The sequence below is a fragment of the Burkholderia sp. BE12 genome, from assembly GCF_002959955.1.
Taxonomy (GTDB): Bacteria; Pseudomonadota; Gammaproteobacteria; order Burkholderiales; family Burkholderiaceae; genus Burkholderia.
Genome location: NZ_PREY01000011.1, coordinates 207454 through 220213, shown reverse-complemented (window position 1 = coordinate 220213; position 12760 = coordinate 207454). Strand labels below are relative to the sequence as shown.

General features: G+C 67.9%; 12 protein-coding genes. 7 read left to right on the top strand and 5 right to left on the bottom strand.

From position 1 onward, the window contains the following. On the top strand, nucleotides 1-1508 hold a 1508-nt coding region (locus C4B30_RS15210), incomplete at its 5' end, for a DNA translocase FtsK (protein ID WP_267896601.1). A 97-nt stretch (nucleotides 1509-1605) separates the two neighbouring features. On the opposite strand, the gene C4B30_RS15205 is transcribed toward C4B30_RS15210, so the two are convergent. Further along, on the bottom strand, nucleotides 1606-2850 hold the full coding sequence (locus C4B30_RS15205; RefSeq protein WP_027785052.1) for a lactonase family protein: 1245 nt from the start codon (nucleotides 2848-2850) through the stop codon (nucleotides 1606-1608). Between the two features lie 165 nt (nucleotides 2851-3015). On the opposite strand from C4B30_RS15205, the gene C4B30_RS15195 reads away from it, so the two are divergent. Both C4B30_RS15195 and C4B30_RS15190 read left to right on the top strand, forming a co-directional pair. Beyond that, the gene (locus C4B30_RS15195; protein WP_027785053.1) at nucleotides 3016-4845 is read left to right on the top strand and encodes a glycoside hydrolase family 15 protein; all 1830 of its coding nucleotides are present in this window, start codon (nucleotides 3016-3018) and stop codon (nucleotides 4843-4845) included. Nucleotides 4846-5057: 212 nt separating this feature from the next. After that, nucleotides 5058-6548, top strand: a complete 1491-nt coding sequence (locus tag C4B30_RS15190; protein ID WP_027785054.1) for a polyhydroxyalkanoate depolymerase — start codon at nucleotides 5058-5060, stop codon at nucleotides 6546-6548. A gap of 115 nt (nucleotides 6549-6663) precedes the next feature. Here C4B30_RS15190 and C4B30_RS15185 read toward each other — a convergent pair whose 3' ends face one another. Then, nucleotides 6664-7296 (bottom strand): TetR family transcriptional regulator, encoded by a 633-nt coding sequence (locus C4B30_RS15185; protein WP_027785055.1) that lies wholly within the window; start codon nucleotides 7294-7296, stop codon nucleotides 6664-6666. A gap of 156 nt (nucleotides 7297-7452) precedes the next feature. Between C4B30_RS15185 and rsxB the strand changes: the two genes are divergently transcribed. Both rsxB and nth read left to right on the top strand, forming a co-directional pair. Then, nucleotides 7453-8460: an electron transport complex subunit RsxB gene (rsxB, locus tag C4B30_RS15180; RefSeq protein WP_027785056.1), complete on the top strand. Its 1008-nt coding sequence runs from the start codon at nucleotides 7453-7455 to the stop codon at nucleotides 8458-8460. Then, on the top strand, nucleotides 8457-9101 hold the full coding sequence (gene nth, locus C4B30_RS15175; protein ID WP_006478196.1) for an endonuclease III: 645 nt from the start codon (nucleotides 8457-8459) through the stop codon (nucleotides 9099-9101). Before rsxB ends, nth begins: the two co-directional genes overlap by 4 nt. Before the next feature lie 60 nt (nucleotides 9102-9161). Here nth and C4B30_RS15170 read toward each other — a convergent pair whose 3' ends face one another. Next, nucleotides 9162-10091, bottom strand: a complete 930-nt coding sequence (locus tag C4B30_RS15170; protein ID WP_027785057.1) for a DMT family transporter — start codon at nucleotides 10089-10091, stop codon at nucleotides 9162-9164. Nucleotides 10092-10343: 252 nt separating this feature from the next. Between C4B30_RS15170 and C4B30_RS15165 the strand changes: the two genes are divergently transcribed. After that, complete coding sequence (locus C4B30_RS15165) at nucleotides 10344-10811, top strand: DUF1841 family protein (RefSeq protein ID WP_373558192.1); 468 nt, start codon at nucleotides 10344-10346, stop codon at nucleotides 10809-10811. A 101-nt stretch (nucleotides 10812-10912) separates the two neighbouring features. Here the strand turns inward: C4B30_RS15165 and C4B30_RS15160 are convergent, their stop codons facing one another. Continuing rightward, nucleotides 10913-11272 (bottom strand): c-type cytochrome, encoded by a 360-nt coding sequence (locus C4B30_RS15160; protein ID WP_006490657.1) that lies wholly within the window; start codon nucleotides 11270-11272, stop codon nucleotides 10913-10915. A 40-nt stretch (nucleotides 11273-11312) separates the two neighbouring features. Continuing rightward, the gene (locus tag C4B30_RS15155; protein WP_027785059.1) at nucleotides 11313-11672 is read right to left on the bottom strand and encodes a c-type cytochrome; all 360 of its coding nucleotides are present in this window, start codon (nucleotides 11670-11672) and stop codon (nucleotides 11313-11315) included. A 245-nt stretch (nucleotides 11673-11917) separates the two neighbouring features. Between C4B30_RS15155 and C4B30_RS15150 the strand changes: the two genes are divergently transcribed. Then, nucleotides 11918-12760: an AAA family ATPase gene (locus C4B30_RS15150; RefSeq protein WP_027785060.1), complete on the top strand. Its 843-nt coding sequence runs from the start codon at nucleotides 11918-11920 to the stop codon at nucleotides 12758-12760.

The window sequence follows — 12760 nt, the reverse complement described above, 5'->3', positions numbered from 1 at the left end:
CGTTCGAATTCCACGCACCCGCGTCGTTCAACGTCGAACTGCCGACGCTCGACCTGCTCGAGCCCGCATCCGACGACGTCGAAACGATCACCGAGGAACACCTCGCGCAAACCGCGCAGGTGATCGAACAGCGGCTGCAGGAATTCAAGGTGCCGGTGACGGTGGTCGGCGCATCGGCCGGCCCCGTGATCACGCGCTTCGAGATCGAACCCGCGCTCGGCGTGCGCGGCAGCCAGATCGTCGGGCTGATGAAGGACCTGTCGCGCGGCCTCGGCCTCACGTCGATCCGCGTCGTCGAGACGATCCCCGGCAAGACCTGCATGGGCCTCGAACTGCCGAACGCGAAGCGCCAGATGATCCGCCTGTCGGAGATCCTCGAATCGCGCCAGTACCAGCATTCGCCGTCGCAACTGACGATCGCGATGGGCAAGGACATCACCGGCCACCCGGTCGTCACCGATCTCGCGAAGGCGCCGCACATGCTCGTGGCCGGCACGACGGGTTCGGGCAAGTCGGTCGCGATCAACGCGATGATCCTGTCGCTGCTGTACAAGGCGACGCCGGAAGACGTGCGGCTCATCATGATCGACCCGAAGATGCTGGAGCTGTCGGTCTACGAAGGCATCCCGCACCTGCTCGCGCCGGTCGTCACCGACATGAAGCTCGCGGCGAACGCGCTGAACTGGTGCGTCGGCGAAATGGAGAAGCGCTACCGGCTGATGTCGGCCGTCGGCGTGCGCAACCTCGCGGGCTTCAACCAGAAGATCCGCGACGCGCAAGCGAAGGAAAAGAAGATCGGCAACCCGTTCTCGCTGACGCCCCAGGACCCGGAGCCGCTGTCGAAGCTGCCGCTGATCGTCGTCGTGATCGACGAGCTGGCCGACCTGATGATGGTGGCCGGCAAGAAGATCGAGGAGCTGATCGCCCGCCTCGCGCAGAAGGCGCGCGCGGCCGGCATCCACCTGATCCTCGCGACCCAGCGGCCGTCCGTCGACGTGATCACCGGCCTCATCAAGGCGAACATTCCGACGCGCGTCGCGTTCCAGGTGTCGTCGAAGATCGATTCGCGCACGATCCTCGACCAGATGGGCGCGGAGTCGCTGCTCGGGATGGGCGACATGCTGTTCCTGCCGCCGGGCACCGGTTATCCGCAGCGCGTGCACGGCGCGTTCGTCGCCGACGAGGAAGTGCACCGGATCGTCGAGTACCTGAAGCAGTTCGGCGAGCCGCAGTACGAGGAAGGGATTCTCGACGGCCCGGCCGCCGACGGCGCGACGCAGGACCTGTTCGGCGATGCGCCGGATGCGGAAGCCGATCCGCTGTACGACGAAGCCGTCGCGTTCGTCGTGCGCACGCGGCGCGCGTCGATCTCGTCGGTGCAGCGGCAGTTGCGCATCGGCTACAACCGCGCGGCACGCCTCGTCGAGCAGATGGAAGCGGCCGGCCTCGTGTCGGCGATGGGCATCAACGGCAGCCGCGAGGTGCTCGTGCCGGCCGCGGCCGACTGACGCTAGCGGCCCGCCGGCCGCGCGATTCATCGATACGGGCGCGCCGCGCAACCGGCCGCCCGCAACATAGGCGCTGCCTCGGCAGCGCCTTTTTCATTTACTGCACCGGCACCAGCTTGAAATCGACCGGCTTGCCGACCGCGACCTTCTGCGGATTCGCGCCGAGCTGCCCCGTTTCGACATCGCGACTGAACACGTAGAACGTGTCGCTGTCCTGGTTGCCGACGATCAGCCACTTGCCGGTCGGATCGATCAGGAACTCGCGCGGCGTCTTGCCGAGGCTCGACTGGCGGCCGACGTGCTTGAGCCGGCCGTCCGCCTTGTTCACCGCGTAGATCACGAGGTCGTTCGCGTCGCCGCGGTTGCTCACGTACAGGAAGCGCCCGTCCGGCGACAGGTGGATCGCGCCGCCGCCGACCTTGCCCTTGAAGCCCGGCGCCGTCATCGGCACCGTCTCGATCGGCGTCAGCTTGCCGTCGTGATAGCCGAACACCTCGACCGACGCGTTGAGTTCGCTCGTCACGTACGCGAACCGGCCGTCGGCGCCGAACACCATGTGACGCGGGCCCGAGCCGGCCTTCACCGGCGTGTAGCGCGTGTCGGTCGGGCTGATCAGCCCGCGACTGCCGTCCACCGTGTAGCGGTAACCGTAGATCTTGTCCGCGCCGAGATCCTGCACGAACAGGTAGCGGCCATCCGGCGAAAACACCGTCGAATGCACGTGCGCGCCGTCCTGGCGGCCCTTCACCGGCCCGGTACCTTCGTGGTGGACGGTCAGCACGGCCTGCCCGACCGCGCCGTCGTCGCGCAGCGGGAACACCGCGAAGCTGCCGCCCGGATCGGCCGCGACCGAGTAGTTGGCCGTCACGAGATACTTGCCGTCCGGCGACAGCGCGAGATAGCAAGGATCGTTCCCTTCCGACGATACGCGGTCGATGAAGCTCAGCGCGCCCGTCTTCGCGTCGAAGCGAAATGCGCTGACGCCGCCGCGCTGCGTCGCCGGCCCGTCGTCGCCGGGCAGTTCGTTGACGGCGTAGACGGTGCGACCGTCGCGGCTCGGCAACAGATACGACGGATTCACGGTCTTCGCCGACGACACCGGCGCGACGCTGCCGGTCTTGGTATCGAAGCGGTAAACGTAGATCCCGTCGCTGCCGCCGCCCGTATAGGTGCCGACGAGCAGGTTGTAGACGCCGTCGGCCGGGGCGGACGATTGCTGCGCGAATGCGTGGGTCGCGGACAGGGAAAGCACGATCGCGAAACCTTTCATCCAGTGAGCGAGCCTAAGCGGGAACCCTCGTGTCGAAGCGCGTGCGTCACGCTCGCGTAAACGGTTGGGCATTGAATCCTCCTTGCGTCGAGTCGCTTCAAGTGTTGAGATAGGACGAAACGCCGGCCGTCATGCGCTCCGCCGCCCGGCCGAGTATACGGGGCGCGGCGCCCGGGCGTGAAGTCCGGGCCGCCGACGTCCGCATTGTGAACTCGAATACCCAAGGAACGCCTGCCCATGCCTGCCCTGATCGAAGACTACGCCCTCGTCGGCGACGGCCACACGGCCGCGCTGATCGCAAAAGACGGCTCCGTCGACTGGCTGTGCTGGCCCCGCTTCGATTCGGGCGCCTGCTTCGCGGCGCTGCTCGGCACGCCCGAGCACGGCCGCTGGCTGCTTGCTCCGGCCGCCGACGCCGCGATCACGCACACGACCCGCCGCTATCGCGGCGACACGCTGATTCTCGAAACCGATTACGAAAGCGCCGACGGCGCCGTCACCGTGATCGACTTCATGCCGCCCGGCAACGGCTGGTCCGAACTGGTGCGGATCGTCGTCGGCCGCCACGGCACGATGAAGATGCGCATGGAGCTCGTGTTGCGCTTCGACTACGGTTTCTCGATTCCGTGGGTCACGCAACTGACCCGCGAGGACGGCATGAAGGCCATCGCCGGCCCCGATACCGTCGTGCTGCGCACGCCGGTGCCGCTCACCGGCAAGAACCTCCATACGCTCGCGGAATTCACGGTGAGCGCCGACGAGCGCGTGCCGTTCTCGCTCGGCTACGCGGCATCGCACATGCGGCTGCCGCCGGCGCGCGACCCGCTGTCGATGCTCGCGCGCACCGAGAACTACTGGCTCGAATGGTCGGGACGCTGCCAGGTGCAGGGCCGCTACGCGGCCGCCGTGCGCCGCTCGCTGATCACGCTGAAGGCGCTCGCGTACGAACCGACCGGCGGCATCGTCGCCGCGCCGACCACGTCGCTGCCGGAAAAGATCGGCGGCAGCCGCAACTGGGACTACCGCTATTGCTGGCTGCGCGACGCGACGATCACGCTGCTCGCGCTGATGCGCGGCGGCTACTACGACGAGGCGCGCGCGTGGCGCACGTGGCTCGGCCGCGTGATGGCCGGCTCGCCCGAGCAGATCCAGATCATGTACGGGATCGCCGGCGAGCGCCGGCTGCCGGAAATGGAGCTCGACTGGCTGCCCGGCTACCAGGATTCGAAGCCGGTGCGCGTCGGCAACGGCGCCGCGAACCAGCTCCAGCTCGACGTGTTCGGCGAGGTGATGGCCGCGCTGCACCTCGCGCGCGTGGGCGGCCTGCAGGCCGACGATACGGTCTGGTCCGTGCAGTGCGCGCTGCTCGACCACCTCGAGAAGATCTGGGAGGAGCCCGACGAAGGCATCTGGGAAACGCGCGGCGGCCGCCGTCATTTCACGTTCTCGAAGGTGATGGCGTGGGTCGCGTTCGACCGAGCGATCAAGTCGGCGGAAATGTTCCGGCTGCCCGGCTCGCTCGACCGCTGGCGCGCGCTGCGCGAGCGGATCCATGCGGACGTCTGCGCCAACGCGTGGCACGAAGGCAAGCAGGCGTTCGCGCAGAGCTACGGCAGCGACGAGCTCGACGCGAGCGTGCTGCTGCTGCCGCAGCTCGGCTTCCTGCCGCCCGAAGACCCGCGCATCGTCGGCACGGTCGACGCGATCGAACGGGAATTGCTGCACGACGGGCTCGTGATGCGCTACCGCACGACCGAATACGACGACGGCCTGCCGCCGGGCGAGGGCACGTTTCTCGCGTGCAGCTTCTGGCTGGTCGACAGCTACGCGCTGCTCGGCCGGATCGACGACGCGCATCGGCTCTTCAGCCGCCTGCTCGCGCTGTCGAACGACCTGGGGCTGCTCGCGGAGGAATACGACCCGGTGGCCGGGCGGCTCGTCGGCAATTTCCCGCAGGCGTTCTCGCACGTGGCGCTCGTGCATACCGCGATGAACCTGATGCACCACGAAGACGCGATGGCGCGCGCGGCCGGCCAGCCCGCGCCGGCCGTGGCGACCGGGCGCTGAGCGGCGCCGCGCGCCGTTGTTCATAGATCGTCAAATCGCAAAATTTTGATGAAAAAACCGGGAAATGTTGCATTGCACAACCGATCGTTGTCCGATATGATCGACGAGATTGTCCGGCTGCAATGCAACGTGGCCGGCCGCCGACCCACACGGCACGCCGCGACGCCCCACGCCGCCCTTGCGCACCGTCCCCCCACGCGGGAGTAGCCTGCATGCTTTACCAACTGCACGAATTCCAGCGGGCGATGCTCAGCCCGCTCACGGCCTGGGCCCAGGCCGCCTCGAAGTCGTTCGCGAATCCGTCCAGCCCGTTCTCGCTGATTCCCGGCGCACCGCGAATGGCGGCCGCCTATGAGTTGATGTATCGGCTCGGCAAGGATTACGAAAAGCCGGAATTCAACATCCATCAGATCGTCAAGGACGGCCACAACATTCCGATCGTCGAGCAGACGATCGTCGAGAAGCCGTTCTGCCGGCTGCTGCGCTTCAAGCGCTATTCGGACGATGCCGACGCCGTCACGCAACTGAAGGACGAGCCGGTCGTGCTGGTCTGCGCGCCGCTGTCGGGCCACCACTCGACGCTGCTGCGCGACACGGTGCGCACGCTGCTGCAGGATCACAAGGTCTACATCACCGACTGGATCGACGCGCGGATGGTGCCGATCGAGACGGGCCCGTTCCATCTGCACGACTACATCGCGTACATCCAGGAATTCATCCGTCACATCGGCGCGCGCAACCTGCACGTGATCTCGGTATGCCAGCCGACGGTGCCGGTGCTCGCGGCGATTTCGCTGATGGCGAGCCGCGGCGAGGACACGCCGCTCACGATGACGATGATGGGCGGCCCGATCGACGCGCGCCGCAGCCCGACTTCCGTGAACTCGCTCGCGACGCAGCACTCGACCGCGTGGTTCGAAAACAACGTGATCCACACGGTGCCCGCGAACTATCCGGGCGAGGGCCGCCAGGTGTATCCGGGCTTCCTGCAGCACACGGGCTTCGTCGCGATGAACCCGGAGCGGCACGCGCAATCGCACTGGGATTTCTACCAGAGCCTGCTGCGCGGCGACGAGGACGATGCCGAAGCGCACCGCCGCTTCTACGACGAGTACAACGCGGTGCTCGACATGGCCGCCGAGTATTACCTCGAGACGATCCGCGTCGTGTTCCAGGAATTCCGGCTCGCGGAAGGCACGTGGGACGTCGAAGGCGAGCGCGTGCGTCCGCAGGACATCAAGCACACCGCGCTGATGACGATCGAGGGCGAACTCGACGACATCTCGGGCAGCGGCCAGACGCACGTCGCGCACGAGCTGTGCACCGGCATCCCGCAAGACGATCGCCGCAGCCTGACCGCCGAGAAGTGCGGCCACTACGGGATCTTCTCGGGCCGCCGCTGGCGCACGATCATTTATCCGCAACTGCGCGACTTCATCCGCGAGCATGCGCCGGAACCGAAGAACGGCGCGACGAAGCTGCCCGTCGATGCCCAGGATGCGACCACGATCGGCGTCGTGCCGGCCGCCAAGCCCCAGCCGGAAACGACGGCGCGGGTCACCGCCGCGAAACGCGCACGCGCGAAGGCGCCGGCCGTGACGGTCGCGCCCGCCAGGACGCCCGCCGCGAAGGCCGCGCCCGCCGCGAAACGCACGGCTGGCACCCCGCGCGCAAAAACCGTGCGGGCCCGCAAGGCCGCCTGACGCCTGACGCGCCGCGCTCCGACGCAAAAACGCCGCCGTGGCCTGCGCCCGGCGGCGTTTTTTTATCCGGCCGCGGCCGCGAGCGGGCGGCTCGTCGGCTCGTCCGTTGGTCGCGTCAGCGCCGCAGCAGATACGCGAGCAGCACCTCGGTGTTCATCCGGACCATCTCGGCGCGCTCGTCGGTGTCGGTGAAGTCCTGGCCGAGCGTCGCGGCGAGCGTGAAGCGGTTCGACACGATGTAGTAGCCGAGCCCCGACAGCGTCACGTAGAAGCGCAGCGGATCGACGTCGCCGCGGAACAGCCCGGCCTTCTGGCCGCGCATCAGCACGTTGCCGAGCTTCGCGACGATCGGCGACATCATCTCGCGGATCCGCGTCGACTTGTGCAGATAGCGCGCTTCGTGCAGGTTCTCGTTGTTGATGAGCCTGAGCAGCTCCGGATGGTCGCGGTAGTAGTCCCAAACGAAATGCGCGAGCCGCGTGACGGCTTCGACCGGCGCGACGCCGTCGAGATCCAGCACGCGCTCGGCCTCGGTCAGCGCGGAGAACGCGTGTTCGAGCACCGCCGTGAAGAGCTGCTCCTTGCTGCCGAAGTAGTAATAGAGCATGCGCTCGTTCGTTTCGGCCCGGCGCGCGATCTGATCGACGCGCGCGCCGAACAGCCCTCCATTCGCGAACTCTTCGGCTGCCGCCATCAGGATGCGGCGGCGCGTACCTTCAGGATCTCTTTTGATTTTCGGCTGATTCATGGTGGCGTTTTGCTATGTGAGCCGCTTGATCCGGACCGGCACCCCCACCGCCTCGGCGCCGGCCGCCCTGGAACGGGCGCGCCGCGGACGGCCGCCCTCCTGCTGAGCCCCTGCAAAAAAGCGGTTCGATTATGCGCATAGACGGCGTCCAGCGCAATGCGGGAAATCGGCGATAATCGAGCTTTGGCAAACCTTTCCGGCCGCACCCGACGCGGCCGAGAGCCATTCGGCGCTGCCGCGCCCGCCGTTACCGTGACCGACTCCAAAACACTCGCGGATCGCATCGAAGATCTGCTTCCCCAGACGCAATGCACGAAGTGCGGCTATGACGGCTGCCGTCCGTACGCCGAGGCGATCGCCGCCGGCGACGCGAACTACAACCAGTGCCCGCCCGGCGGCGCCGAAGGCATCGCGCGTCTCGCGAGCCTGCTCGGCAAGCCGGTGATTCCGCTGAACCCCGTCAACGGCAGCGAGCATCCGCGCGCGGTCGCGTTCATCGACGAAAACCTGTGCATCGGCTGCACGCTGTGCATGCAGGCGTGCCCGGTCGATGCGATCGTCGGCGCGCCGAAGCAGATGCACACGATCGTCGCGTCGCTGTGCACGGGCTGCGACCTGTGCGTGCCGCCGTGCCCGGTCGACTGCATCGCGATGCTGCCGGTGACCGGCGATCGCACGGGCTGGGATGCGTGGTCGCAGGAACAGGCGGACGCCGCGCGCGAACGCCACGACCTGCGGCTCGCGCGCCAGCGCCGCGAGCGCGAGGCCGCCGAAGCGCGCGCCGCTGCCCGCCGCGCGGCCAGCGCCGCAAAGCCGGCCGCGGAACCCGCCGCCGCGCGGCCGGATGCGCCGGCCGCCGCGCCGGCCGCCGACGACGCCGAAGCGAAGAAACGCGCGATCATCGCCGCCGCGCTCGAACGCGCGCGCAAGAAGAAGGAAGAACTGTCCGGGCAAGGCGCCGGGCCGAAGAACACCGAAGGCGTGAGCGCGGCCGTCCAGGCGCAGATCGACGCGGCCGAGGCCCGTCGCAAGCGGCTCGCCGAGCAGCAAGCGCAGCGCGACGCAGAGGCGGCATCGGGCAGCCGCGGCAACGACGACGACAACGACGCAGGTAACGACGATCCGGACAGCCCGTCCGCGCCGCCCGACCAGAACGCTCCATGAACGCCAGCAAACGACGCGCGATCTACGAAACGCTGCAGAGCCTCAATCCGCATCCGACCACCGAGCTCGAATACTCGACGCCGTTCGAACTGCTGATCGCCGTGATGCTGTCCGCGCAGGCGACCGACGTGTCGGTCAACAAGGCGATGCGGAAAATGTTTCCGGTCGCGAACACGCCGCGACAAATCGTCGCACTTGGCGAGGAAGGCGTCACCGAGTACATCAAGACGATCGGCCTCTATCGCACCAAGGCAAAGAACGTGGTCGCGACGTGCCGGATCCTGCTCGAGCGCTACGACGGCGAGGTGCCGGCCGATCGCGAAGCGCTCGAAGGCCTGCCGGGCGTCGGCCGCAAGACCGCGAACGTCGTGCTGAACACCGCGTTCGGCCAGCCGACGATCGCGGTCGACACGCATATCTTCCGCGTCGCGAATCGCACCGGGCTCGCGCCGGGCAAGGACGTGCGGGCCGTCGAGGCCGCCCTCGAAAAGTTCACGCCGAAGGAATTCCTGCAGGATGCGCATCACTGGCTGATCCTGCACGGGCGCTACGTGTGCAAGGCGCGGCGGCCCGAATGCTGGCACTGCGCGATCGAACCGCTGTGCGAATTCCGGCCGAAGACGCCGCCGCCCAACGAATAAGCGCACGCCGCGCAGGCGGGGCTCCGTACACGCCATCGCGACGCCCGCGCCCTTTCCCGGCTAGGCGTTGGACGTCGCCGTCGCGTCGTCGGCGGCCGCGCCGCCCGCGCGCACGAGCGCCAGCACGGCCGCCAGAATCGCGACGCCGCCCGCCCACTGCAGCGGCGACAACGCCTCCCCGAACAGCAGTGCCGCGAGCGCGACCGTCACGACCGGTTCGAGCGTCGACAGCATCGACGTGCGCGCGGCCCCGAGCCGCTCGAGCCCCGAGAAGAACGCGAGCATGGCCGCGACCGTCGATACGAGCGCGATCGCGAGCATCGACGCCCAGCCGCCGGCCGTCGCAGGCCAGCGCGGCGGCGCGCCGAACGCCGCCGTGCGCACGACGGCGATCGCGACGAGCGTCGCGGTGGCCGACAGGCAGATGATCGCGGTGGTCGCGAGCGGATCGACGCCGCGCGTCGCCTTGGTGCCGCCGACGATGTACAGCGAGTAGATCACCGCGGCCGCTAGCGCGAGCGCGATCCCGAGCGGCTCGCCGTGCCCGCCGCCGACCATCAGCGCCGAACCCGCGACGCACAACACCAGCGCGACGGCCTTCGCCCGCGTCAGGCGCTCGCCGAGCCACCACGCGGCCAGCAGCGTGACGAACGCCGGATACAGGTACAGCAGCAGCGCGACGAGGCTCGCCTGCGCGTGCTGCAGCGCGCTGAAATAGCAGAACGACTGCCCGACGTAGCCGAACGCGCCCATCGCCACCAGCGGCGCGAGCGTTCGCCCCCGTGGCCATGCGACGCGGCGGTGCCGCGCGATCGCGGCGAGCACCGCGCCGCCGATCGCGAAGCGCACGATCAGCAATCCGAGCACGTCGACGCCGGCCGCATACGCGTAGCGGCCGAAAATCGCCATCGCGCCGAACGCGGCGGCGGACAACGCGACATAGAGCGCGCCCTGCAGGGCGGCAGACGAGGAGCGGGCGGTGGCGGCCATGACGGAACGGATGAGAACGGCGCGGTGAAGGGAATCGTCGGAGTTTAGCGGCGCGACGGCGGCAAGCCTAGGGTCCGTTCACGCTTACCCGTTTCTCCGATCCGGTACGGAGCGGCCGCAACTGGCTGCGGATTCAACCGGCCATCGCCGCGCACCCGCACCGCCACGCAGTTCGCCCCTACCGCGTGCCGCCTCACCGCCAGGCCGTCTTCAGCGCCGCACGCCGCTCCGGCGTACAATGCGCGATGCGGCATGACGCCGCCCGAATCACGACGTTTCCCCACCATGTTCAATCCAAGCCGCGACGAAGTGCGTCGCTTTTTCACCGAGACCTGGCGCAAGCAGCGCGCGGGCGAAATCCTGACGCCGCTGGAAGCGATCGCAGCCGACTGGATCGTCGAGCATCCCGAATACCACGACGAACTGGCCGACGCCGACGGCGCGGCCGCGCGCGACTACACGCCCGAGGAAGGCCGCACGAACCCGTTCCTGCACCTGTCGATGCACCTCGCGATCAGCGAGCAGTTGTCGATCGACCAGCCGCCCGGCATCCGCGCCGCGCACGACAAGCTGGCCGCGAAGCTCGACTCGACCCACGACGCGCAGCACGCGATCATGGAATGCCTCGGCGAGACGATCTGGGAAGCGCAGCGCACGAACACGCCGCCCGATACCGACGCGTACCTGCAGCGCATCCTGCGCCGCGCGTCGCGCGACTGAGCGTGCGGGCCGGCACATCGACCCGCGCCGGCCCGCGGACAAAAAAATACCCCGCCGAGGCGGGGCATCCTTGCTGCGCGAGCCCGCAAGGGCCGTCGCGCTTACTTCTTGAACACGAGGTCGGTTTCCTTCAGCGACTCGATGTAGGACGCGATGTCCTTCATGTCGCTGACCGACAGGTTCTGTACCTGCGCCTGCATGATCGCGTTGTTGCGACCGAGCAGCGGGTTCGTCAGCCCCATCTGGTACTGGCGCATCGCCCACACGAGGTAGTCGGCGTGCTGGCCGGCGAGGCGCGGGTACTCCGCGTTGATCGGCTTGTTCAGCTGCGCGCCGTGGCAGGCCGCGCAGTTGTGCGATTCGACCAGTTCCTTGCCCTTCGAGATGTCCGCGGCGTGCGCGGTACCGATCGCGAGGCCGGCCGCCAGTGCCACCGCCGCCGTCTTGAATGCGTTGTTCATGAATGCTCCTGTCCCGCCGGAGAGATCGGCGGCGCGCGCTTTACTTGTAGGGGTTGTCCTTCGTGTCGGCCTTCTGGGCGGCGTAGTACGCCGACAGATCCGCGATGTCCTGATCGGTCAGCGAACCGGCGACCGCGTTCATCGACGGGAAGTGACGATCCTTCTTGCGGTAGGCCTTCAGCGCGTTCTCGAGGTATTGCTGGTTCTGGCCGCCGAGGACAGGCACCCGGTAGACCTCCGGGTACGCCGCGCGGTAGTCCTGGATGCCGTGACAACCGATGCACATGGCGGCCTTGCTCGCCCCGTCCTTCGGGTTGCCGACCACACCGGCCGCCTGCGCGCTGCCCGCGAGCGCCACGAGCGCTGCGACAACGACGTGTTTGCCGACGAATTTGTTCATAGCTCTTGTAACCTAGCTTGAGGGGAAACTGGCGCCTAAGCGGCAACGGCCCGCGCCGTTTTGCTTATCGGATCGCCACGCAGGCCAAAAAAAACGGCCAGATTGTACCGCGCCGGCGGGGAATGCGTCCACCAGGCGCCCCGGTCCGCCTCGCCACAGCCCCGCTACGATACGCGGGCGCGGCCCAACCGCACAGCCCTTCTGACTTATACTGGGTTTTTTTCCCGAGAAAGATGAGCGCCGCCATGCGTTTCGAAGGGTCCTCGCACTACGTCGCCACCGACGATCTGAAGCTCGCGGTCAATGCCGCGCTGACGCTGCAACGCCCGCTGCTGATCAAGGGCGAGCCCGGCACCGGCAAGACCATGCTCGCCGAGGAAGTGGCCGCCGCGCTCGACATGCCGCTGCTGCAGTGGCACATCAAGTCGACCACGAAAGCGCAGCAGGGCCTGTACGAATACGACGCCGTGTCGCGGCTGCGCGACTCGCAGCTCGGCGACGAGCGCGTGAAGGACATCGCGAACTACATCGTCAAGGGCGTGCTGTGGCAGGCGTTCGACGCCGAGCACCCGAGCGTGCTGCTGATCGACGAGATCGACAAGGCCGACATCGAATTCCCGAACGACCTGCTGCGCGAGCTCGACCGGATGGAGTTCCACGTGTACGAGACGCGCGAGACGGTCCGCGCGAAGCACCGCCCGCTCGTCATCATCACGTCGAACAATGAAAAGGAGCTGCCCGACGCGTTCCTGCGCCGCTGCTTCTTCCACTACATCCAGTTCCCGGACCCGGCGACGATGCAGAAGATCGTCGCGGTGCACTTCCCCGACATCCGCGAGGAGTTGCTGCGCGCGGCGCTCGAGAGTTTCTTCGAGTTGCGCGGCGTGTCGGGCCTGAAGAAGAAGCCGTCCACATCCGAACTGCTCGACTGGCTGAAGCTGCTGCTCGCCGAGAACATCCCGGCCGACGCGCTGCGCGGCGCGGACGCGAAGCAGATCGTGCCGCCGCTCGCGGGCGCGCTGCTGAAGAACGAGCAGGATCTGAGCCTGCTCGAACGGCTCGTCTACATGAACCGGCACAACCGGTAA

What these genes read in the sequence shown, in the direction of transcription:
- C4B30_RS15205 (WP_027785052.1), bottom strand. Translation starts at nt 2,850, where the DNA reads ATGCCCAACCGTTTACGCGAGCGTGACGCACGCGCTTCGACACGAGGG.
- C4B30_RS15195 (WP_027785053.1), top strand. Translation starts at nt 3,016, where the DNA reads ATGCCTGCCCTGATCGAAGACTACGCCCTCGTCGGCGACGGCCACACG.
- C4B30_RS15190 (WP_027785054.1), top strand. Translation starts at nt 5,058, where the DNA reads ATGCTTTACCAACTGCACGAATTCCAGCGGGCGATGCTCAGCCCGCTC.
- C4B30_RS15185 (WP_027785055.1), bottom strand. Translation starts at nt 7,296, where the DNA reads ATGAATCAGCCGAAAATCAAAAGAGATCCTGAAGGTACGCGCCGCCGC.
- rsxB (WP_027785056.1), top strand. Translation starts at nt 7,453, where the DNA reads ATGCGGGAAATCGGCGATAATCGAGCTTTGGCAAACCTTTCCGGCCGC.
- nth (WP_006478196.1), top strand. Translation starts at nt 8,457, where the DNA reads ATGAACGCCAGCAAACGACGCGCGATCTACGAAACGCTGCAGAGCCTC.
- C4B30_RS15170 (WP_027785057.1), bottom strand. Translation starts at nt 10,091, where the DNA reads ATGGCCGCCACCGCCCGCTCCTCGTCTGCCGCCCTGCAGGGCGCGCTC.
- C4B30_RS15165 (WP_373558192.1), top strand. Translation starts at nt 10,344, where the DNA reads ATGACGCCGCCCGAATCACGACGTTTCCCCACCATGTTCAATCCAAGC.
- C4B30_RS15160 (WP_006490657.1), bottom strand. Translation starts at nt 11,272, where the DNA reads ATGAACAACGCATTCAAGACGGCGGCGGTGGCACTGGCGGCCGGCCTC.
- C4B30_RS15155 (WP_027785059.1), bottom strand. Translation starts at nt 11,672, where the DNA reads ATGAACAAATTCGTCGGCAAACACGTCGTTGTCGCAGCGCTCGTGGCG.
- C4B30_RS15150 (WP_027785060.1), top strand. Translation starts at nt 11,918, where the DNA reads ATGCGTTTCGAAGGGTCCTCGCACTACGTCGCCACCGACGATCTGAAG.